Source organism: Micromonospora sp. NPDC005171 (genome assembly GCF_040608575.1).
In the GTDB taxonomy this organism is placed as follows: domain Bacteria; phylum Actinomycetota; class Actinomycetes; order Mycobacteriales; family Micromonosporaceae; genus Micromonospora.
This window is the reverse complement of sequence record NZ_JBEXIM010000047.1, coordinates 1-21,062: the sequence shown is the minus strand read 5'-3', so window position 1 is coordinate 21,062 and position 21,062 is coordinate 1. Positions and strand designations below refer to the sequence as shown.

Sequence of the window (21,062 nt, the reverse complement as noted above, 5' to 3'; positions counted from 1 at the left end):
CCACGTGCTTGTCATGACCCGCGTGCCCCCCAGAGGGTCCGTGCCCCGCATGGTCGTGGTGCCCACCCTTGTGGCTATCCGCGGGTCGGGCACCGCCGGCATGCCCGCCGTGCGATCCACCGGTGGGTTGCTCGCCAACCTGCACCTGATGTCCATCGTGTCGCGCCTCAGCGGGGAAAACCGTCGGTTCAGTGTGGGTCGTGTGTTCGTGTCTCATGCCGTCCACCTCCAACCGGCACCATATACCCCCCGGGGGTATATGGCAACCAGTCCGTGGCGAAGGGCCGCTACCTGCGGCGAAGCAGCTCTCGTAGAGGCGGTGGGTGCGAGCACCTACCGCTACCCCGGGAGGGGTATGCGCTGCTGCCCCGCCCGGCGGACTCCTCGCGCGTCGACGAATCAACGGTGCAGCGGGGTGACTTGGTCGGCCGAACGGGACGGCAGGGACAGGCCCTGCACCTACGCATCTCCGCCCATTTGGTTGGCGTCGTGGTCATCAGGCATTAGGCGTTCAGCGCGGCTGGAAACGCTTCAGATAGCGACTTGGGCACCGAGACGCCAAACAGCCACTCAAACAGGGCAACGCTCGTGAAACCCCCCCATGTTCCGGGCCGTCACGGCGAGACTTGTACATGACATCACCGACTAGGCCGACGCCGCTCGGCCGCCGTTTCGGACCGAGGAGTTGTCATGACACCCGCCATCAGCCGCCGTCGGTTGCTCGTCGGTTTGGCGGGCGCGGTGGGGGTGGCAGCAGGCACCGACACCGCCGCCTGGGCCGACGGCGTTGTCGGCCCTCCGGTCGTGACTCCGCACGATGACCTGGTGCCTCGCGTCGGTGTGGGCCGTCGCTGGCCCGGCGCGGGCACGGTGACAGCAACACTGCGTCCACGACCGGTCACCGTCGACCTGGGCGGACCGCAGGTGCGAACCTGGGGATACGCGGAAGACCTGCCTGGCCCCCTGATTAGAGCTCGCGCCGGTGACCTGATCCGGGTCGATCTGCTCAACGGACTGCCCGCCGACACCAGCGTTCACTGGCACGGCATCGCGCTGCGCAACGACATGGATGGCGTCCCCGGTCTCACCCAGGCGCCGATCCCCAGCGGCGCTCAGCACCGCTACGAGTTCATCGCCCCCGACCCTGGCACCTACTTCTACCACCCGCATTCCGGGCTGCAGCTCGACCGGGCGCTGTACGGAGTTCTCATCGTTGACGACCCGCACGACACCGGCGGCTATGACCACGAGTGGATCGTGGTGCTCGACGACTGGGTCGACGGCACCGGCCGCACTCCGGAACAGGTGCTTGCCGCGCTAAGGGCGATGTCCGGCCACGGCGACACTCCGGAGATGGATCATGGCGGCGGGGGCGGCATGCCCGGCGTGGGCGACGGCGCCATGGACGACACGGGCCCGGGCGACATGGGCGGGCACGGGAATATGGCCGGGATGGAGACGATGACCTCGCCGCTGCTGGGCGGCGCCGGGGACGTCGCTTACCCCCATTACCTGATCAACGGCCGGGTTCCCGCCGCACCGGTCACCTTCCGCGCCAGGCCTGGGCAGCGGGTGCGGATCCGGGTGGTCAACGCCGGCTCCGACACGGCGTTCCGAGTGGCGCTGGGTGGGCATCGGATGACGGTGACGCACACTGACGGTTTCCCGGTCGTCCCGACGACGACCGACGCGCTCGTGCTCGGGATGGGCGAGCGGGTCGATGTCGCAGCGGAACTCGCTGACGGAGTGTTCCCGCTGGTCGCCGCCGCCGAGGGAAAGCGTGGGCGAGGGCTCGCCCTGGTGCGCACCCGCGCCGGGGACCCGCCCTCGGCTATGGACCGGCCGGTCGAACTGGACCGGCGTGTGCTCCTTACTCACACGCTGCGTGCCGCGGACAGCGTGGCCCTGACTCGGCAGCGACCGGACCGGGTGCACCGGCTCGTGCTGGGTGGGTCGATGACGCCCTACCGGTGGACGATCAACGGTGTGACCTTTAACCACGCTGACCCGCTTCTGGTCGAGCGAGGTGAGCGGGTGCGGCTCGAATTCGTCAACCGCACCACGATGTTCCACCCCATGCATCTGCACGGGCACACCTTCGCTGTAACCGGCGGTGGCGCCCGCAAGGACACTGTCATCGTCACCCCGCACCGGACGGTCGCTGTGGACTTCGACGCCACGAACCCCGGTCAGTGGATGACCCACTGCCACAACGTGTACCACGGGCAGGCGGGCATGATGGCGAATCTGGCGTACCGGCGATGACAGCCCGTCCCGCCCAGCGATGGACGCGCAGCACCGGCCTTTGCTCGTGGCGAGGCCAATGAGGAACCGCCTGGCCCCCGGCCTTCCCGCCCCGCGCCAACCATCGCCCCAGTCGTGGAGATTCTCGTCCGAGACGCGGGCGGCCGCATGTGGATCCGCGCCGGCTTGCCCCTATGGGCCGCTAACCGCGGTCCACACCACTCCCCCGGCCAGACCGGCGGCAAGGCTGAGGGCGGCGGCCGTGACCGCGGTGATCGGAGACCACTGCCGTCGAGAGCGGGTTTCTCCTCGCGCGGGAGCGTCTCGTTGCGGCTGACGGTAGGTGGGGACAATCCAGCGCAAGTAGTAGAACAGGCTGAGCAGGGTGTTGAGGAAGACGACGACGGCGAGCCACCCGTGGCCACCGTCCCAGGCGGCGGTGGCGGTGGTCAGCTTGCCGACGAACACGCCGGTGGGTGGGGTGCCAACCAGTCCGAGAAGCGCCACGACCAGGGCGGCGGCGAGCCATGGGCGCTGGGTCGCCAGGCCTTGGTAGTCGCCGAGGTCCCGGCGGTCGGGCAGGGCGGCGGTGACGGCGAAGGCGGCGATGTTCGTCACCGTGTAAGCGGTGAGGTAGACCAGCAGCGACGGCAGCGCCAGGTCGCTGTTGCCAGCCACCACCACGGGCACAAGCACGAACCCGACCTGACTGACCGTCGACCATCCGAGTAGCCGCCGCGGGTCGGATTGCCAGAACGCCGCCAGGTTTCCAAGTGTCATGCTCGCCACCGCGACGGTCGCGATCAACGCCGGCCAGGGCACCGCGTCGGGCAGGATGCCGACCAGGCGGTACACCGCGACCACCGCTCCGATCTTGGGAACCGTGGTCAGGAACGTCGCCGCTGTGGCACTGGCACCCTGCGCCGCGTCGGGCACCCAGAAGTGGCCAGGAACCGCGCCGGCCTTGAACATCAGCCCGGCCACGAGCGCGACGACCGCCCCGGTCACCGCCGCCGGTGGCACGTCAGCCAGAGCGGTGGTGAGTTCGGCGTAACCGGTGCTACCGGCGAGTCCGGACAGGATTGCCACGCCAAGTAGGAGCAGGATGCCGAACAGCGCCCCCATGAGATACGTCTTCATCGCTGCCTCGGCGCCCTGGGCGGTGAACGCCAGTCCGATGAGCCCGTAGAGCGGGATCGTGGCGAGGAGGAAACCGGCGGCGAGGACGAGCAGATCGTCAGCACCAGCGAGCAGCACGGTTCCCGCGGCGCCGAAGAGCAGCAGCGCGCAGGACTCGCTCTCCCGTGCCGTTCCGGCGATCTCGTCGGCGGCCAGCATGAGCACCAGCAGCGTCGCGGCCGAGGTGAGGATCCGGGCCACACCGGTGGCGGTGTCGACGGTGTAACTGTCGTCGAAGGCGGCCCGTGCAGGCCCGGCCATCCCTATCGCGGCGGTGACGATGACCGCGAGGAGGACGCCGACGGTGAGGACCCGAATCTTCCACTGCTGGTCTCGGGGGACGAACGAACCGCCGAGCAGGGCGGTGAGCGCTCCGACGACGAGCAGCATCTCGGGCAGCAGCAACAGCGGCCGCATCATCTCCGTTTCCACCGGCTACCTCCCGACCAGGTCGACGACGCTGGCGGCGGCGGGTTCGATGACGTCGAGCAGCGGACGCGGCAGAACGCCGAACAGCAGGGAGAGCAGCAGCAGCGGGCCGACCGACCACACCTCGGCGGGGTGCAGGTCGCTGAAGCCGACCGAATGGCCCCGGGTGTCGCCGGTGAAGACGCGTTGCAGCGCGCGCAGGAACAACGCGGCGGTGATCAGGATGCCGAGGATCGCCACGGCGGTGGCTGGGGCGGCGGCGACGCTGCCGGTGAAAATCTGGAACTCGGCGATGAAGCCGGTGAACGCCGGCAGGCCCAGGGAGGCGAACGCGCCGACGGCGAACAGCGCCGCGAAGCTGGGTGCGGTGGCGGCGAGTCCGCCGTACTCCCGCATGTCGTAGCTGGCGGCGCGGTCTCGTAGGACGCCGGTGAGCAGGAACAGCGCGGCGGTGATCAGGCCGTGGCTGACCATCTGGGTGACCGCGCCGGTCACCGCGATTGTCCGGGCCTGCGCGGTGTCGGTGGCCACCAGGCCCGCGACGCCGACGGCGAGGACGATGTAGCCCATGTGGTTGACCGACGTGTAGGCGATCATGCGTTTGAGGTTGGTCTGGGCCAGGGCGACGAGCGCACCGTAGAGCACCGACACCACGCCCACGACGATGATCACCCAGGCCCAGGCGCGCCACGACTGGGGCAGCATCGGCATGGCGATGCGCACGAAGCCGTAGGTGCCCATCTTCAGCAGCACACCGGCCAGCACCGCCGAGCCGACGGCGGGGGCGTCGGTGTGTGCCGGCGGTAACCACGTGTGGAAGGGAACGGTGGGGGTCTTCACCGCCAGGCCGATCAGGATCGCGGCGAGCACCAGCCCGCCGGCGAGGGGCCGGTCGGCCAACGGTGTGGCCGCGGCCAGCGCCGGCATGTCGAAGGTGTGCGGATCGGCGGCGACGTACAGGCCGATGAACCCGACGAGCAGCGCCAGCGAGCCGAGGAAGGTGTAGAGGAAGAATTTCATCGCTGAGCGCCCAGGGTCGCCGTGGCCCCATGCGGCGATCACGAAGTACATGCCGACGATGGACAGGTCGAAGAAGACGAAGAAGAGGATCAGGTCGGCGGCGATGAACAGACCGAGGCTGACGCTCTGCAGGAACAGGAACAGGGCGGCTTGCCCGCGCGGGCGGTGACGGTTGCGCAGCGCGTACACCGCGCAGGCCAGGAAGATCACCGCGGTCATCGCGACCAGCGGTAGGGACAGACCGTCGACGCCGAGGTGGTAGCTGCTGTTCACGCCGGGGATCCATGCCGCCTGCTCCTCGAACGCCAGGCCTCCGGGGGCCGGGGTGTCGTAGCGCAGCCAGAGCCCGACGATCAGCGCGAGGTCGACGGCGGTGACCGCCACCCACGCCCAGCGGGCGATCCGGTCGCTCAGCCGCGGGAGGACGGCCAGGATCAGACCGGCGACGAGGGGCAAGAAAATGATCACGCTGAGCACGGCTCACCCCAACGTCACGAGGAGGACGACGCCGACGAGGAGGACCACGACGGCTTGCAGGTAGTACTGGTGCAGTTGGCCGGTCTGCGGCCGGCGGGCCAGCCGGCCCAGCCGACGCACCCTGGCGGCCAGGTGTTCCACCGCCTCGTCGAGCCACCGGTCATCGGCCCGGGCCGCGCGCGCCGCGACCCGCATCGACAGTTCGGAGGTTGATGTCACGGCACGGTCGACAACCCGGTCGTCGAAGCGGGCGGCGCGACGGCTGAGGGACACCACGGCCCGAGCGGCGCCGGTGATTGTGCGGTCCAGGACCCGGTCGTCGAACCGGGCCAGGGCGTTCGCGCAGCGCAGCGTGGGGCGCGTCACGAGCGCTGACGCGGCCGCCTGCAGCCCCATCCAGCGCAGCGCCCAGCGTGGCTCCGGCAACCGTCGGCGGGCGAGGACCACCAGCAGGACCCCGAGGGTGACTGCCGCCGACACGACCAACTCCCGGGCGGAGGCGTGAGAGCCGCCGGCCTGGCCGACGGCCCGGGCGACGGTGCTGGCGAGCGGCGGGAGCGCCAGCAGACCGGCGTACGCGGCGCCCACCGCCAGCAGCACCAGAGGTCCTCGCTGCCGCAGTGTCACGCGCCGGTTGCCGCGCTCCTCCTCGTCGAAGTGGGTCTCCACCTCGGCCCGGCGGTCGGCGGGTACCCGCGGCCAGATGACGACGAGGATCTTCGCGGCGTAGGCGGCGGACAGTGCCGACGCGGCGAGGCCGATGGCGTACAGCCAGGGCGACTGCTCGCCGGCGGCGGTGAGGACGGCGTCCTTGGTCGCCCACAGCGACAGCGGTGCGATCCCCGCGAGAGCGAGCGCACCGACCGTGGCCGACCAGCCGACCAGCCGCCACCGCCCGACAACCCCGCGCAGGCCGGCGAGCCGCTTGGTGCCCAACGCGGTCAGCCACACCCCGGCGGCCAGGAACAGCAGCGCCTTGGTCGCGGCGTGCGCGACGAGGTGCGCGGCGCCGCCGGCGACCGTTCCGGCGCCAGCTGCCATCACCACGAAGCCGAGTTGGGCGGCGGTGGAGGCGGCGAGCAGCTGCTTGAGGTCGCGCTGCGCCACCGCCACCGCTGCGAGCAGCAGCGCGGTCGCGGCACCGAACCCGGTGGTCACCGGGCCCGCCCACCCGGTGGCGGCGAGCAGCGGCTGGACTCGCAGCAGCAGGTAGCCGCCCATCGCCACCATGGCCGCCGAGTGCAGCAGGGCGCTCACCGCGCTCGGGCCGGCCATCGCCCGGGACAGCCAGAACGAGAACGGCAGCTGCGCGGCCTTGCCTAACGCGGCGACCAGGATGCCGGCGGCGATCACGTGGCGCCATCCCGGGCTGCTCTGCGACAGGTCCGCCAGGGCCAGGCCCGCGCCGCCGGCGAGCGCTGCCCCGGCGGCGGCGTAGAGGCCCAGGTCGGCGGCGCGGGTGGTGAGGAATGCGGTGAGGCCGGCTGACATCCGGTCCTCGTCGCGCCACCGGAAACCGATCAACGCGTACGACGCGGCGCCCATGATCTCCCACGCCAGCAGCAGCGCCGGCAGTGTCGCCGCCGCCGCGGTGAACGCGACCGCGGCGGCGAAGATCAGCATCAGCCCGTGGAACCGGGCGGTCGACGCGCGAATTTCCCCGGTCGAGGCGAGCAGCACCAGCAGGGTCACCACGGTGAGCGTGGGCAGGATCAGGGCGGCGAGCCCGTCGACGGCCAGCGCGAGGTCGGCGCCGGCCAGGAAGGGCACCGACACCGCGGGGCGGGCGGCGGCCACCACCGCCGACAGGCCCACCATCGTGGTGGCGGTTGTCAAGGAGATCGGGATGGCGATTCGGTTCGCCCGTCGGGCGGCGGCGAGCAGAGCGCCGACGCCTGCCGGCAGGACCACCAGCAGCCACAGGCACACCTGCGCGAGGTCCCTCATCCGGACAGGTCCGCGGCCATGTCGGTCATATCGACCCGGTGTAACCGGTGTAACAGGGTGGCCACCGCGAAGCCCATCGCCATCTCCACGGTCATCGCCGCGATGATCACCAACAGCAATACCTGCCCGGATGGGTCCGGGGCGAGGAACCACCAGAAACCGGCGGCGGCCAGGATGAGACCGTTGAGCATCAGCTCGAGGCCCATCATCACCATCACCACGACCTGCTGGGACAGCGCGCCGTACAGGCCCACGCTGAACAGGGCCGCCGCCATCAGCAGCACGGTCTGCAGGGTCATCGGCCGACCCCACCCGGTTGTGGGTCGTGTGCGGGACGGCGGCGCAGGTCGTCACCGAAGCGGTCGTAGCGGGTGCGGTGCGCTGCCAGCACCACGCCAGCCACGATGGTGACCGCCATGACCACCCCGACGATGATCATCGTTAGCATCTTCGGGCCCATCAGCTCCTCACCGAGCGCGGCCGTCACGTCCTCGGCAGGGGCGCCGCGGCGGGCCGGCCACGGAACGAGCAGCACCCCGGCGGTCAGGGCGACAAACACACCGACGGAGGCAGCCAGGGCGTGTCGCTTGTCGTGGACCATGCTCATCGGCATCAGCGCCGGGTTCATGCCCATGAACATCACCATGTAGACGGCCATCACGGCCATCTCCATCACCATCATCAGGATCGTCACCACACCGATGTAGTTCTGCTGCAGCAGCAGCACCTGCACCCCGACCGCGATGAACGACAGCGCGAGGGAGTAGCTGGCTCGGGCCATTGAGTTGACCCAGAAGACGGCGGCCCCGCTGAGCAGGGCGACGACGGCGAGCGCCCAGAACGAGATGGCGGTGATCATCGTTCAGGTTCTCCAGACTGCGATGACGGCGACGAGGAGGTCCTGGACAAGCACGGCGGGTAGGAGCACTACCCACCCGACCTCCATGAACAGGTCCGGCCGCAGAGCGGGAAGCCGGCGTCGCAGCCACACAAAGACAGCGAGCAGGGCGCTCGTCTTTACCAGCACCCAGGCCCAGCCGGGCAGCAGCGGACCGTTGCCACCTCCGAGGAACATCGGTACGGCGAACGCGGCTCCCGCGGCCAGTAGGGCATAGCGTCCGCCCTGGAACACCAGTCGGTCGACGCCGGACAACTCCGTGGTGACGCCGCCGGCGATGTCGGAGCCGAGCGCTGGCGTGAACGGTCCCCAGACCGCGATCGCGACGACCCCGGTGCAGTAGACCAGGAACGCGGCGGGCATCCACACCACGAACCACAGGTCCGTCTGCGCTGCCGCAACCGTCCCGACGTTGAGGCTCGATGCGGCTACCGCTGGCGCCACGAGCGCGAACATCAGCGGGAGTTCATAGGCCAGTCCGTGCGCCAGGAAGCGGTAGCCCCCGATCAACGAGTACGTGGAGTTGGCGCCCCACCCGGTCAGCCACACGAACGCCCACGCCAGGACGTCCATCGCGTTGAGCCACACCACCCCCACGTCGAGGTCGAACAGCGTCCACTGCCCCAGAGGCACGACCGTCACGATCATCAACGCCATGAACAGCAGACCGGAACTGCCGATCCGCCACAGCAAGGTGTCGGCCGCGACAGTCGTTCTGCGCCGCTGCCGTACGAGCCGGGCCGCCTCCCCCAGCGGTCGGGTCACACCCGACGGCCCGGCGCCCGCTGTCCGCGCCGAGAGAAGCCCGTCAACGACCGCGGCGAAGGCCACGAGGAGACCCAAGATCGCGGCCGCGGCGAGTGCCCACCCGGCGGGAACCGCCGTGACGGTCGAGTCAGGCATGCGCCACCACGCTCGCCGCCGACAGCGGGTCGAGGTCAAGGCTGGCGACGACCAACCGCGCAGTGGCGATGTCCAGCCCCTGCACCACATCACCGATCTTGACGATCGACACGTACTCGCCAGCGTCGCCCTTGCCGCCGGCGGAGCCGGCGATGTCACCGGCCGCTCGCTGGATCATGGAAAGCAGGCGGTCGTGGGTGTCTCCGCGCAGATGGCCGGGCAAATCCAGCCGCGCGAGGTCAGCCGCAGAAAGGCACCCGACTCCGCGCAGCGACCACCGCAGCAGCCACGAACGCTTGACGCGGCGACGCAGCCGGTCGAGGTCCCGGGCCGCCGTCCGCCGGTCCCCGTCGCTCAGCAGCCAGTCACGCAGACGCCGGGCACGGCCGGCCGCGTCCTCCCAACCCGCGAGGGCGAGCAGTCCTGCCGCGTTGTCGCAGCGACGCGCCGCACGATGGTGAGCGCGATTCACGCCACCGTCGTAACGCGTGTCGTGGGCGTCGACCAGGGTGGGCTCTGCGTGGACGATGAGGTCACCCTGCAATGAGCAGCGTAGGACTAGGCCCGTCGGCCAATACGGCAGCACCGGACCCAGACGAAGGCGCAGGACGTCGAGCTCCAGGCCGTCGCGGTCCTCGCCTCCGCGAGCCAACGGGATCCCGGCCGGCGCCATGTCCATGCCGCCGTGACTCATCCCGCTGTGACCCATGCCGGCGTGGCCCATGTCCATGCCGTCGCCCATGCCACCGTGATCGCCACTGTCGCCATGGCCGCCGGACGTCCCATGGTCCACGGCGCTGTGTTCAGCGTGACCGCCGTCGTCCATCTCGCCCTTGCCGGCATGGGTGCCGTGGCCGCCGTGGTCGTGGCCGCCGTCGCGGCCCTCCGATTCGTTGTCACGGCGCTGCTCGCCATCGGGCCTAGTCGATCGGCCCTGGCTGTCGTCGCGCTGCAGGCTCAGATCGAGGAGCTTGGTGGCGGCGCTCTCCAACGCCGCCGCCGCGAGGTGCGGTGCATTGATCTGGACCCGGGCGCGTGGCCCGGGCAACTGCTCCCACAGCCTTGCGGCAATCGCTGTCATCTCTGGGCCCGGGATGCCGCAGAGTGCCAGCACGTCCGCGTCCGCGGGCGACGAGGCGAACAGCCAGCCCCGGGCAAGGAGGTGCTGCTCGGCCGCGGCGCGCGTCAGCCAGTGCCCCGGCATCTCCACGAGGAGGACGTGGGCGTGGTTAACCGCGTACCTGGCCAGGGCGTTGCTCAAACCCACCGCAGAGCCCCCTCCCTCCAGGCCCACACCACCGCGACGAAGACCGCACCGAGGAAGAGGAACATCTCGACGATCGCCGTGGCGCCCATCTCGGCAACGACGACCGCCCAGGGGTACATGAAGAGCATTTCCACGTCGAATGCGAGAAACAGCAGGGTCGAGAGGTACCACCTGACGTGGTACCGGGACAGCGCGTGTTCCTCGGGCCTCCATCCGGACTGGAACGGCAGCATCACGAGTGGGTCGGGCGCGAGGGCGAGCAGGCGGTGCAGGCCGTACAACCCGGCGACGAAGACAGCCGCCACCAGTGCCATCGCGGCGGCTCCTGCATACATGTCGCCTCCTCCTGATCATTACGAGCATGCCCGTCCGGGAGGGTCGATGGGCGCATATGCGCCCGAAGGTGAGGTGTGCGGCAGAGACATCAGCCGGCCACCGAGCTGCTAGAGGCAGGCGTAGCGCGGCGACAGCCGTAAGCACGGTTAAGAACAGAGGACGGCGCTCGCCCGGTGACGCCCTCTCTGTCGGCAACGATGAGGTGCCACCCCCGCCGCGGATCGACCCTCCCGCCGCCTACTATCTACTGATAGTAGGCGGTGCGGTAGACGGGGGATGAGGTGCATTCGAGGACGGCGTGTCGCGGCCGACCGGTGCCACGAGTCCGTCGGCGAACGGCCTACACCGACACACCTTGGCGCTCTTGCTTGACGACGCAGGAGTAGCGCGTTTCCCAGTCGCCGTGCGTGGTGGCGCCTAAAGTCGCGCCACAGGTGATGCCCAGCGCGTCGAGGTGGGCACCTCCAACCAGTAATCAGGCCAGTCGCCGACACCGGCCGCCTCGACCGTTGGGAGACTCACAGTGGGTGCTGACCACAGCCGTCCCGCACCGTCCACCCCGCGGGTGCGGCGGATCCTCGTCGCGACGGTGGTCCCCCTCTTTGTCATCACCGTGATCGCCACCCTGGTGCTCTGGCCGCGTGACACCCCTGCCGGGGAGCAGAGTGACCCCGTTCCCCGCTACCACGGCACGGTCACGAAGGTGGTGACGGAACCCTGCCCGCCAGCGTCAGAGGTACCGGAGGGCAGCCCGGCCGCGCAGGACGGGCCGTGCGGAACGGTCACCGTCCAGATCGAGCAGGGCCCGGACACCGGAGAACAGGCGCAGATGCCGGTGCCGTCTGGCCCGGGCGCTCCCCAAGTCGCGGTCGGGGATGCGATCGTTCTTGTCCAGTTGATGGATCCGGCCGACCCGACGGTGAGCACCTACAACATCGCCGAGCACCAGCGCGGCAAGCCGCTGATCTGGCTGGTGGCGCTCTTTGCGGCCGCGATCGTGGCGTTCGGACGGCTGCGGGGGCTCGCGGCGCTAGCCGGGCTCGGGGCGACCTTCGCGATCCTGCTCGCCTTCGTCGTGCCCAGCATCTCCGCTGGCGGCTCGCCGTTGCTGATCGCGGTCACCGGCTCGGCCCTGATCATGTTCGTGGTGCTGTACCTAACTCACGGCGTCACCGCGCAGACGTCGGTGGCGGTGCTCGGCACGCTGGGCAGCCTGGTGCTGACCGGCCTGCTCGCCACCCTGGCCACCGCTGCCGCCCACCTGACCGGTTATGGCAGTGAGGAGGCCACCACGCTGTCGATGTTCCAGGCCGACGTCGACCTGCACGGCCTGCTACTGGCCGGGATCATCATCGGCTCCCTCGGGGTCCTCGACGACGTCACGGTCACCCAGGCGGCCACGGTCACCGAGCTTGCGCACGCCAATCCGGCACTGTCCCGGCTCCAGCTCTATCGCGCGGCGACCCGGGTCGGCCGGGCTCACATCGCTTCCACCGTCAACACCATCGTGCTGGCGTACGCGGGCGCCTCGCTGCCGCTGCTGCTCCTGCTCACCGCCGACTCTCGGCCGGTGAGCCAGATCCTCACCAGCGAGTTCCTGGCCCAGGAGATCGTCCGCAGCGCGGTCGCCACACTCGGACTGATCGCCGCCGTACCGCTGACCACCGCACTGGCGGCGCTGGTCACCACGGCTGGGCGCGACCCCGCAGTCGACACCGCCGATGGTGGACACGTCCCACAATCTCGTATCCCCAAGGAGCGGCCTGCAAACCAGTGGCCGTCGAGGCGGAACGTCGCGCTCGAGGCCCTGAGCGGGGGTGATCCCACCGGTGGGCGAGCCGGTCCAGGCAGCGACCCAACGCCGAGTGGGCTCGACCCGCAAGGACGCCGGATTACTGAGTGGTGATTACCGCCATCATCCGTGACGCACCTAATCATGGGAACGCTGATCAGTCGGAAGGAGGACCTGTGACGGCACGCTTGCGCCGCTGGATGACACCGGTGGTGGCCACGCTGGGTGTTTTCGCCATCGTCATCGGTCCCGACCCGGCGACGGCTGCACCTTCGACGCCGACGCCGTCGGGTCACGAGGATGACAGCGAGCCGCGGCTGCTCAACGACGTCATCGAGAGGGCGAACCGCGCCTACGCCCGGGCCAAGGCGAAGCTGGAGAAGTCCAAGAAGCGCCAGCTCGAGCTCGCGCTGCAGGTCGACCGCGCCCAGGCGGAGCTGGACGCCTTGAGGCCGCAGGTGAGTCATATCGCCATGCAGTCCTACCGAACTGGTCGGCTCGGTGTGGCCGCCATGCTGCTGGACAGCAACGCCCCTGATTCGTTCGCCCAGCGTGCTGTCGCGCTGGACGAGTTGAACATGGTCAATGCCAAGAAGCTCGCCGAGGTTAGCGTTGTCAAGACGCGCGCCGAGCAGGCGAAGCTGGCGCTCGACGCCGAGGTGCGTGAGCAGCAGAAGCTCACCAATGACATGGCCCGGGACAAGCGTGAGGCGGAGAAGGCGCTCGCGCTCGTGGGCGGGCAGGGCTTCACCGGTGGCCTGGTGTCGGCCACCTCGCCGGTTGCCCGGATCGCCCCTGGCCGCACCTCAGACGGCGACTGGAAGTCCGAGGGCTGCAGCGAGAAGGACCCCACCACCGCTGGCTGCGTCACGCCGCGCACGCTGCACATGTACAAGGAGGTTAAGCGGGCCGGCTTCAACCGGTTCGTCGGCTGCTACCGGCCGGGCGGTCCGTGGGAACACCCCAGGGGCCTCGCCTGCGACTGGTCGCTGCAGAACAGCGGCTTCAGCCCTTGGCGCAGTAAGGACACCCGGATGTACGGGAACAACCTCGCCGCGTTCCTGATCCGCAACGCCGACCGGCTCGGCGTGTACTACGTGATCTGGAACCGGCAGATCTGGTTCCCGGCAACCGGCTGGAAGTCCTACAGCGGACCGTCAAACCACACCGACCACGTGCATGTGTCATTGCTCTAGCCACAACCGCGGCGAGCACGGGACGGCCCCTCGGTTGTCCTTGTCGCATACGGCCCCGGTCAGCCCCCGGTGATCAACGGGACGGGCGCGCTGTCGACTTGGCGGCCACGGCGCCCAGGTGCGGCCCCTGCGCCCGGGCTGCCTGGAGCCCGGCGGGTACGCGGCAGGTACGCGGCAGGGCCGCGAACCCAGCGGCTCTAACTCGCTCTCGTGACCCTCGCCCATCCGCTGACCCTCGACACCCAACCCGGCCGCGTCACGTCCTTATCGAGGCCGCGGGATCAAGCCGACCCGCCGCAGCAGCCGAGCGTTGAGCGCCACCACGATCGTGGCGACCGACATCGTGTTTCACCCATGCACCTGCACGGACACACGCTCGCCGTCGTCGGCGGCGGTGTCCGCAAGGACACCGTGATCGTCGTGCCCGACCAGACGGTGACCCGTTGACTTCGACGCTGACCACCCAATCCATTGGTTCGCCCCAGCAACAACGCTTACCGCGCTGAGATTGGGATCGCCACGCTCGCCTACCGGACTTGACCGCCCGCAACCGCCGAAATCGATAGCGACGACCCGTTCCCCAACACCGCGTTCCCCGTGCGTTGAGAAGCCCGGCGCCAGCCACGGTCAGGCGAGGATGGCGTTCACCACCTGGTTGGCACGCCACTCGTGCTGGGCGTACAGCCACCCGAACGCCGATACCTGCACGGACTGGGCCGCGACGGTCAGCGGGAGGTCCTGCCAACCCGGAATCGTCAGCAATGCACTGAGGAACTGCCGGGTCGCATACTCCGGCTTCATCAGATCCCGCACCGCACCCCAGCCGGTGCTGGGCCTCTGCTGGAAGAGCCCGACGGAGTCGTGGTCCCAGCCGATGGCCTGGTGTGGGTAGTTCTGCGACTCGGGCAGCACTCCGCTGGCGTAGTTGTAAAGGTTGCTCTCCTGCATCGCCGTGGCCACCGCGATCACCAACGCTCGGCGCGGCACATCCATCTCCTCGCCGGCACGCACGATCATCTTCGCGTTGTTCATCTGGGCCTGGTCCAGCCCCGCGACCGGAACGACTCGCTCCGGCTTCGGCTTCGGCTTCGACTTGGGGGTGGACTTGGCCGTCGGCAAAGCGGAGCTTGCGCGGCTTTCCGCGGTCGGGCTTCCGGTGACCGGGGCGGCGGACTCTCGGCCCCGCCCACGGGAGGCGGCGTCCGCTTCCGCCCGCTGAGCGATCTCCGCACGCTGGTCCGGGGTGAAGGATTCGCCGGCCGGGCCTGCACCAATGACAGCGACACCGGCCAGGCCGAGGCAGCACACAGCACCGGTGGCCGCCGCCATCCGAGTCCGACCGCGTCGGGCGACAAAGGGGTTGCTGAAGCGGCTAAGGCGGGTACGTAGGAACCCGGCGGGGCGCCAGCCCTGGGAGACACCGGCTGGCTGATCGGTTGAGGGATTATCGTCCGAACGGACAGCCGGGCCGCCGAGGCCGCGCGGGTCGTCGAGGTTGCCGTCGTTACGCATTTGACGAGGCTAGACAGGCGCACGTGCCGTTACCCACGGTGATCGAGTGGCCGTGCTCACACTTTGCCATGCCACAACGGGAGTCTTAGGGCCGCTCCGGGGGACCCGGGAAGAAGCCACGCCAGACCGGCAAATCACCCCTCGGTCCTACAGGGGCAGGAGCCAGCACGAAACGGGGCAGGATGCCGAGGACGCCAGGTTGATCCACTAACTCAGCCTTTCGGGCGATATGGGGCTGGCCTTTAGGGGCCAGACATTGCCGGTTCCCCTGCCGTTGAGCTAATGGCCCTCAATTCCAAGGCCACCGCCATTCAAATCAAGCCGTTGGCGACAGCCACTACGAGGTTTAGGGCGGCAGCGGGCACGCCGGAGTCCCGATCCGATTCCACCTCCCCAGATGCTCCGATGGGCACTGCCGGTGACTCCAACCCGAACGACGCTCCGACTCGCGTCGGGCGCACTGACGAGACCGGTGCCGGTGCGCGTAGCGACGGCGCGGTGCCCGGCAGCGTCGCCGACCTAGCACCGACGGCTGCCCGCCAAGACCGGCCGGGCCACCGACATCGCGGCGGGGGTCAGTGGCCGTCGAAGCCGGGATAGTCCGACAGGCACCGGCGCGAGTCGACGTTGAGCCACCGCAGTCTGTGCATGTATGCGGCGACGTCCCGGTCGTCCTCGTCCTGCTGCGCGACGTCGGCGGTCGGCACTAGTCGCGCCACCGGGCCTGCGTCTGTTTCCCCGCGATGAAACGACCAGGAAGGCCCGACGGTCACTGTGAACTGCGAGGATTCGGCCGCCGGCGGGCGGGCAGCGCGGTTCACGCGCTCTCGCACCACGCGGGTCCAGAAAAACACCCCGAAGGCAGCGAACAGCGGCCACTGCGCCGCGTAACCGTAACTGGCGCCGTTGCCCAGCTGCGCGTGCTGCCACTGCCACCAGCCCAGACGCAGGCACGCCACCGCGACCACAGCGACGAGTATGTGGCCGAGCAGCCACTGCGGTCTGAGCCAAGCCGGCATATCGCCACAATAGCGTCGCAATCGGCCGACCGTTGGCAGGTAATGACATACCGTATCGGGGTGAAGGTGTTCCCCGTTGCTGTGGGCTCGGGCCAGACCGCCAGCCTGCGCCTGATCGACAGGACAGTCGTTATCACCTTGACCGCGTCGCGGTGGCGACGTCTGCTGCACTGGTGCGCCGGGTCGGTGTTGGTCGGGATGGGCCTTGCGACGGTCGCCAACGGCGTTACTCGCGCCGTCGATGTACGGGTTGGCCTGTGGCTGATTGGCGCCACCGTGACTGTCGTCGTTGCCGGCGCTATTGGTACCGCGGTAGCAGGAGCTCTCATCTGGCGCGCCGAGCGTCGATCGGCGGGAAGCCTGAGTGCCGCTCAGGTCACCTTCGCCCGCAGTGACGCCATCGACGGTCGAGTCACCGTGACCGTCGAATGCACCGACGGCACCACCCGCCAGTTCAGCGCGAGCGGCATGGCCGGCCCCCGTATGGCCCAATTGTTCGCACGGATGCTCGCTGCCTCGGCCTCGACCGACAAGACCCCTACCCCAATCCCCTAGAGCTGCCCTTCCTGGGCATCCGCCATCATCGCCGACCTTCCGGGACTCTCTGCCCGTGAGTGCGACAGGGTGCGTCGCGGCTCTCGCGCGGCAGGCCCCCTGTACCGGCAGACTTGGTTCCCTGCTGCGGGCTGAAAGCCCTACAGCGGCCCGTCCGACCACACGGACCACGTCCGCATGCCCATGCAGTAACGGCCCCCGTCACAGCTCTTATGGAGTGGGCGTCCACGCATGACGAGAGACAAGGGGGCCGGCTCGCCGCCGACGATCCGGCCCCCGTGTGGGACAGGATCGGATCACTCGCCAGTGACGGACGGGGCCGGGGCTGGCGATCCACCGGCCACGGCGCCCGGGTGCGGCACCTGCGCCGGGGCCGGCTGGAGCCCGGCGGGTACGGGCAGTGCGCTGCCCTTGACGAATTCGTCCCAGCTGACGTTCCAGGCCGTCCAGCCGTTGCCCGGCTGCAACTGCACCTCGGTGCCCTTAAAGGTGACCAGGTCTCCGACCTGGGTGACGCCCATCAGCCAGTCGGCTGCGGCGGCGGAGACGTTGGTGCAGCCATGCGACACGTTGGTTTTCCCCTGGTCCCCCTCGGACCACGGCGCCCCGTGGATGAACTCACCGCCCCAGGTGAGCCGCTGGGCGTCCTCAACGTCGACCACGTAGCCTCCGTTCGGTTCTCCCCGGGTGTCGAACGTCGCGTACTGGTGCTTCTCCATGATCACCATCTTGCCGCTGGACGTCGGCGTGCTCGGCTTGCCGAGGCTGACCGGGATCTTGCGAATCAGCTTGCCGTCCCGCATGACCGACATTTGCTTGGTGGCGTTGTCGACTTCCAGGGACACCTGCCGGCCGATCCTGGAGGTGGCGCTTCGGTCCGCGTCGCCGACCCGGTCTTCACCGATGGGCAAGCCCTCCAGGCCGGTCCGGACGTTGATCGTGGTGCCTGGTCGCCAGAAATCGGGGGCCCGGTAATAGACCTGACTGCCATCGTCCACCCAGGACCAGGTTCCCGGCTGAGGGGGATTCGTCTTCACGAACAGGCGGCGCTGCACATCCGCTCGGGCTGGCTTGGGGATGGGCGGGTCGAACGCGACGGTTACCGGAATCGCCGTGCCGTAGGTCCGATTTCCAGTGAAGTAGAGCGTGCTGGTGATCGTGGGTTTGGTGGGTTTCGGCATCGTCGTGAAGGTCGTCTTCCGGGTGGTGATCTGCCCGGAGCCGCCGGTCGCGGTGACCTCGGCGGTGTAGGTACGCCGGGGCTGCAACGCCCTGCTCGGAACCCAAGCCGACCCGTCCTCCCGAGGCTCGGCCTTGACCTGCGTCCCCTTATCGTCGCTGATCCGTACAGCGCTGATCCGCCCGCCCTTCACGGCCGTCCCCACCTCGGTGCTGATCGGCACTTCTCGCGTGCCGTCGGAAGGTGTAACGGTCAGCTCCGGCGGCGCTGACCGCCCCTGGGCCGACCCGGCACCCGACTTACGCTCGGTGGTGCACCCGCCGAGGACCAACGGTGTGGCTGCGATGGTTACCGCAAACAGCGTCAGTCGCTGCCTCAACTCCATGATGCGTCCCCCCAGTTGTGTCTTCCCTTCGCCATATTCTCTCTACGAACCGGCGATAGTAGGCCAATTTTCGGAAGATTCAGGCGTCTGGCAATGGGCTGAGTTTTCCCGATTTGGCTCCTTGGGTGGAAATTAACCAGCCGTCCCCCTCTGTGCCTGCCTCGGTTTTGTAGGCGAAGGATGGCAACGATTGTCGCCCAGGCCGGCCACCCACCCCTTCACGCTCGAGCCCCGTGCGGCTCGTGCCACCTCCAGGCCTGCCTTGCTCCTGGCGGCGAGGCGCAAGTAGCGCAGTTGGCGCTGCTACGGCATTGGTTGCACGGAACCGCCGCGACCACAATAGGATGTCGGTGTTTGCGGGTCGGGAAGGTGGCGCAACCACAGCGGACGGCCTGGAACAGGACTAGCCGGCAGAGATGACCCACAGCAAGGTTGGCCAATGGTCGGGCATGAGTTGGGCCATATCGTTTCTCCGGCGGCGATTGCCGCAATTTCCACCGTCGACGGGATCGCTTCCGCCAACTTGCTAGCAGCCACCCTGATGACGATTACCGTTCATTCACGTGACTACCTCACGAGTTGCAGTGATGACATTGAGTGCAGCTTTGGTCGTGCCCGCCGTGGCGGCCATGCCATCGATGCCGGCGGCGGCTGCAGCGCCCGTCGCATGCCCGTCCGTTGAACCGCCGGTTCCGCCGCCAGCCGCACCGTCTCCACCACCTGTTGACGCCGCCGAGCGGCCTTTAGAGCAGGGTTGTCAGACTCTGCGATGAAACCATCAGCTACCGCCCTCTTGTAGAGACATCGCAAGGCGGCAATCAGATGTTCCGCCGCACTTCGGCCTCCGCGGGCATTCCGCCGAGCCACAACGTGCGTCTTGACGTACTCCGCCAACTTCTCAATCTCCGACGGCGTGGGCTCGTCCAGCCTGCGTTGTCCCCAGTGTTCCACCACACGGTTCCAGTAGGAGCCATAGGCACGTTGCGTACCTTCCGAGACCGCAGCCGCCACCACGGGAACGTATTCGGCGAAGGTCGGCGACGAAGGCCGAGCCACGGCGGCCTCCAGAAGGTCGGCAGGCGAGATGCCCATCCGAGCAAGAAGGAGCCGAGCCGCTGCCACCTCAGCTTGACTCGCCGATGCGTCACTCATGCTCGCCCCCGAAGACCGCATCGTGAGCCTGCCCGATCATCTCGTCGAGCTTTGCCGGCGGATGAACCACCAGGCGGTTGCTGGCTGGTTCAGCCACGATGAGTACGCGGTCACCGGCGGCGAGGCCGCACCATTGACGGACCACTGCCGGCAGTCGGACGTGGCCTTCCTTCGTTACCTTGAAGACGCCTTGCTTGTCAGCTGATACGACGATCAGCCCTCGACGCTCCCGAATGCTCAGTCGCAATCCGGGGGTCCACTGGAGTTCCTTCATCGCGCACCGGTCGGCGATCCGACCACGCGAGTCGAGCGTCGCCACACCATAGACAGCTGCGCTGCTTCGGGTGGCGGCAAGACTCGGAAGTGGTAGCGGAGGACGCCTCATGGCCGCAGAAGGGGAGCCAGGAGCAACGCGCACGCCACGTGCCAGACCGGGCATAGCAACGGCGGGAATCACTGACGAGCCGCCGCGCGTCATCGCGGAACTCGTCCGGCGCTGGTCACTGAGAGTAGTGCCAGACGCGGTGTCTGATGGATTTCGGCGGTGGTCAAGCATCCTTGACCACCGCTACGTCTACGTCGCACATATGAGACGTACTGGTGTCCGAGGGGCGACACGGACCGATGCCCCACCGCAGATGACCATCGGCAAGACGTTCAGGCTCACGCAAGTCTAGTCGCATCGGTGACCTCTTCGGATCCGCCGAAGAGGTCACCGAGTAGCAAGCCCCGCTCAGAGGTTTGGCGGTGGAATTCAAGTCTCGATTTTCGGGATCCTTACCGACGCCACCACGACGGCACCCAGAGTCGCACATCAATGCAGTAAGGCGCATTCATGTGATTGCCGAGACGCGCTACAGCGAGTCGCGGTCGGCCGCCAACCGCTTGAGCATCCCCGCAGTCGCGGTGATCAGCATCGCGCCGTCCTCCCGGGTGTACTCGAACTCCTTTGTCATGTCGTCGTTGTGGCTCGCACCACTCATGGTCGAGAACAAGTCCTCGACCATGCACGCCCACCGCTCGGCGAGGCTGCGCTGCCGCGGGCTCTTCTTCACCGCTCCAACGAACACCTTCTGCGTGCCGTACGCCTCCCGGACCTGCTCCAGGGCCTTGCGCGCCTGTCCGATCGCAGAGGGGACGTTGCCCTCCCGCAGTAGGCCACGCGCATCGCGCAGCAGTTCCACCGCGTCGATGTAGTCCGCGCCTCCGGCCAGAGGCACGAGGAGCTCGACGTAGGTCCCGGCCTCGACTTCCTCAAGGTTGTCGGCCCACTCACCGGCACCGATGTCGAAGGCCAACTCCCCCGTCCGCTGGGCGAACCGGGCAGGTTTGCCCTCGTCTTGGAGCACCTGGAGGGCTTGCATAACCAGGATCAGCCAGATTCGCTTGTCTGCCCGCAGCTCCTCGATTACGCGCAGCTGGTGGTCGCTAATGAACCCGCGCATCTGGAAGCCGCCCTGCGGGAGGACAGCGATCACTAAGCGATGTCTCGTAACCCGGCGGCGGTCCGGTTTAGACGGTGGGTGATCATCGATGGGTGCAGGTGTTCTCGGCCGCCCGGCAGGAGTTGA

At 68.6% G+C, this 21,062-nt stretch carries 18 protein-coding genes; 5 read left to right on the top strand and 13 right to left on the bottom strand.

What is annotated here, in order from left to right:
• The first annotated feature begins 690 nt into the window (after window positions 1–690).
• Window positions 691–2,265, top strand: a complete 1,575-nt coding sequence (locus ABZU74_RS30540; RefSeq protein ID WP_355431119.1) for a multicopper oxidase family protein — start codon at window positions 691–693, stop codon at window positions 2,263–2,265.
• 171 nt (window positions 2,266–2,436) lie between these two features.
• Here ABZU74_RS30540 and ABZU74_RS30535 read toward each other — a convergent pair whose 3' ends face one another.
• From ABZU74_RS30535 to ABZU74_RS30500, 8 genes are read right to left on the bottom strand one after another with little or no spacing between them, the layout of a single operon-like run.
• Window positions 2,437–3,855, bottom strand: coding sequence for an NADH-quinone oxidoreductase subunit N (locus tag ABZU74_RS30535; RefSeq protein ID WP_355431115.1), 1,419 nt, complete (start codon window positions 3,853–3,855; stop codon window positions 2,437–2,439).
• 3 nt (window positions 3,856–3,858) lie between these two features.
• Window positions 3,859–5,349, bottom strand: a complete 1,491-nt coding sequence (locus ABZU74_RS30530) for an NADH-quinone oxidoreductase subunit M (protein WP_355431112.1) — start codon at window positions 5,347–5,349, stop codon at window positions 3,859–3,861.
• A gap of 3 nt (window positions 5,350–5,352) precedes the next feature.
• Window positions 5,353–7,296, bottom strand: a complete 1,944-nt coding sequence (locus ABZU74_RS30525; RefSeq protein ID WP_355431109.1) for a proton-conducting transporter membrane subunit — start codon at window positions 7,294–7,296, stop codon at window positions 5,353–5,355.
• Window positions 7,293–7,595 (bottom strand): NADH-quinone oxidoreductase subunit K, encoded by a 303-nt coding sequence (locus ABZU74_RS30520; protein ID WP_355431106.1) that lies wholly within the window; start codon window positions 7,593–7,595, stop codon window positions 7,293–7,295. Before ABZU74_RS30520 ends, ABZU74_RS30525 begins: the two co-directional genes overlap by 4 nt.
• Window positions 7,592–8,155: an NADH-quinone oxidoreductase subunit J gene (locus ABZU74_RS30515; RefSeq protein WP_355431103.1), complete on the bottom strand. Its 564-nt coding sequence runs from the start codon at window positions 8,153–8,155 to the stop codon at window positions 7,592–7,594. Before ABZU74_RS30515 ends, ABZU74_RS30520 begins: the two co-directional genes overlap by 4 nt.
• Before the next feature lie 3 nt (window positions 8,156–8,158).
• On the bottom strand, window positions 8,159–9,097 hold the full coding sequence (locus ABZU74_RS30510) for a complex I subunit 1 family protein (protein ID WP_355431100.1): 939 nt from the start codon (window positions 9,095–9,097) through the stop codon (window positions 8,159–8,161).
• Complete coding sequence (locus tag ABZU74_RS30505) at window positions 9,090–10,364, bottom strand: hypothetical protein (RefSeq protein WP_355431098.1); 1,275 nt, start codon at window positions 10,362–10,364, stop codon at window positions 9,090–9,092. The genes ABZU74_RS30510 and ABZU74_RS30505 overlap by 8 nt, the downstream gene beginning before the upstream one ends.
• Window positions 10,355–10,678 (bottom strand): NADH-quinone oxidoreductase subunit A, encoded by a 324-nt coding sequence (locus tag ABZU74_RS30500; RefSeq protein WP_355431172.1) that lies wholly within the window; start codon window positions 10,676–10,678, stop codon window positions 10,355–10,357. The genes ABZU74_RS30505 and ABZU74_RS30500 overlap by 10 nt, the downstream gene beginning before the upstream one ends.
• A gap of 545 nt (window positions 10,679–11,223) precedes the next feature.
• Here ABZU74_RS30500 and ABZU74_RS30495 point away from each other — a divergent pair.
• Both ABZU74_RS30495 and ABZU74_RS30490 read left to right on the top strand, forming a co-directional pair.
• On the top strand, window positions 11,224–12,606 hold the full coding sequence (locus ABZU74_RS30495; protein WP_355431095.1) for a YibE/F family protein: 1,383 nt from the start codon (window positions 11,224–11,226) through the stop codon (window positions 12,604–12,606).
• Window positions 12,607–12,668: 62 nt separating this feature from the next.
• Entirely contained in the window at window positions 12,669–13,688 is a 1,020-nt protein-coding gene (locus ABZU74_RS30490) for a hypothetical protein (RefSeq protein WP_355431093.1), read from the top strand.
• Window positions 13,689–14,315: 627 nt separating this feature from the next.
• Here the strand turns inward: ABZU74_RS30490 and ABZU74_RS30485 are convergent.
• Both ABZU74_RS30485 and ABZU74_RS30480 read right to left on the bottom strand, forming a co-directional pair.
• Window positions 14,316–15,200, bottom strand: coding sequence for a peptidase M23 (locus tag ABZU74_RS30485; RefSeq protein WP_355431090.1), 885 nt, complete (start codon window positions 15,198–15,200; stop codon window positions 14,316–14,318).
• A 575-nt stretch (window positions 15,201–15,775) separates the two neighbouring features.
• Entirely contained in the window at window positions 15,776–16,168 is a 393-nt protein-coding gene (locus ABZU74_RS30480; protein ID WP_355431087.1) for a hypothetical protein, read from the bottom strand.
• Window positions 16,169–16,279: 111 nt separating this feature from the next.
• Here ABZU74_RS30480 and ABZU74_RS30475 point away from each other — a divergent pair, with 111 nt between their 5' ends.
• A complete protein-coding gene (locus tag ABZU74_RS30475; protein ID WP_355431084.1) occupies window positions 16,280–16,774 on the top strand; it encodes a hypothetical protein in 495 nt (164 codons plus the stop codon).
• A gap of 296 nt (window positions 16,775–17,070) precedes the next feature.
• Here the strand turns inward: ABZU74_RS30475 and ABZU74_RS30470 are convergent, their stop codons facing one another.
• Window positions 17,071–18,339 (bottom strand): Ig-like domain-containing protein, encoded by a 1,269-nt coding sequence (locus ABZU74_RS30470; protein WP_355431081.1) that lies wholly within the window; start codon window positions 18,337–18,339, stop codon window positions 17,071–17,073.
• A 439-nt stretch (window positions 18,340–18,778) separates the two neighbouring features.
• On the opposite strand from ABZU74_RS30470, the gene ABZU74_RS30465 reads away from it, so the two are divergent.
• The gene (locus tag ABZU74_RS30465) at window positions 18,779–19,021 is read left to right on the top strand and encodes a hypothetical protein (protein WP_355431078.1); all 243 of its coding nucleotides are present in this window, start codon (window positions 18,779–18,781) and stop codon (window positions 19,019–19,021) included.
• Window positions 19,022–19,483: 462 nt separating this feature from the next.
• Here the strand turns inward: ABZU74_RS30465 and ABZU74_RS30460 are convergent, their stop codons facing one another.
• Window positions 19,484–19,810 (bottom strand): AbrB/MazE/SpoVT family DNA-binding domain-containing protein, encoded by a 327-nt coding sequence (locus ABZU74_RS30460; protein WP_355431076.1) that lies wholly within the window; start codon window positions 19,808–19,810, stop codon window positions 19,484–19,486.
• A 535-nt stretch (window positions 19,811–20,345) separates the two neighbouring features.
• A complete protein-coding gene (locus tag ABZU74_RS30455; protein WP_355431073.1) occupies window positions 20,346–20,969 on the bottom strand; it encodes a hypothetical protein in 624 nt (207 codons plus the stop codon).
• Window positions 20,970–21,062: the final 93 nt, after the last annotated feature.

Excerpts from the sequence above, each read along its gene's own strand:
- ABZU74_RS30540 (WP_355431119.1), top strand. The coding sequence starts at position 691 with ATGACACCCGCCATCAGCCGCCGTCGGTTGCTCGTCGGTTTGGCGGGC.
- ABZU74_RS30525 (WP_355431109.1), bottom strand. The coding sequence starts at position 7,296 with ATGAGGGACCTCGCGCAGGTGTGCCTGTGGCTGCTGGTGGTCCTGCCG.
- ABZU74_RS30520 (WP_355431106.1), bottom strand. The coding sequence starts at position 7,595 with ATGACCCTGCAGACCGTGCTGCTGATGGCGGCGGCCCTGTTCAGCGTG.
- ABZU74_RS30515 (WP_355431103.1), bottom strand. The coding sequence starts at position 8,155 with ATGATCACCGCCATCTCGTTCTGGGCGCTCGCCGTCGTCGCCCTGCTC.
- ABZU74_RS30510 (WP_355431100.1), bottom strand. The coding sequence starts at position 9,097 with ATGCCTGACTCGACCGTCACGGCGGTTCCCGCCGGGTGGGCACTCGCC.
- ABZU74_RS30500 (WP_355431172.1), bottom strand. The coding sequence starts at position 10,678 with ATGGCACTGGTGGCGGCTGTCTTCGTCGCCGGGTTGTACGGCCTGCAC.
- ABZU74_RS30485 (WP_355431090.1), bottom strand. The coding sequence starts at position 15,200 with ATGCGTAACGACGGCAACCTCGACGACCCGCGCGGCCTCGGCGGCCCG.
- ABZU74_RS30470 (WP_355431081.1), bottom strand. The coding sequence starts at position 18,339 with ATGGAGTTGAGGCAGCGACTGACGCTGTTTGCGGTAACCATCGCAGCC.
- ABZU74_RS30465 (WP_355431078.1), top strand. The coding sequence starts at position 18,779 with ATGGTCGGGCATGAGTTGGGCCATATCGTTTCTCCGGCGGCGATTGCC.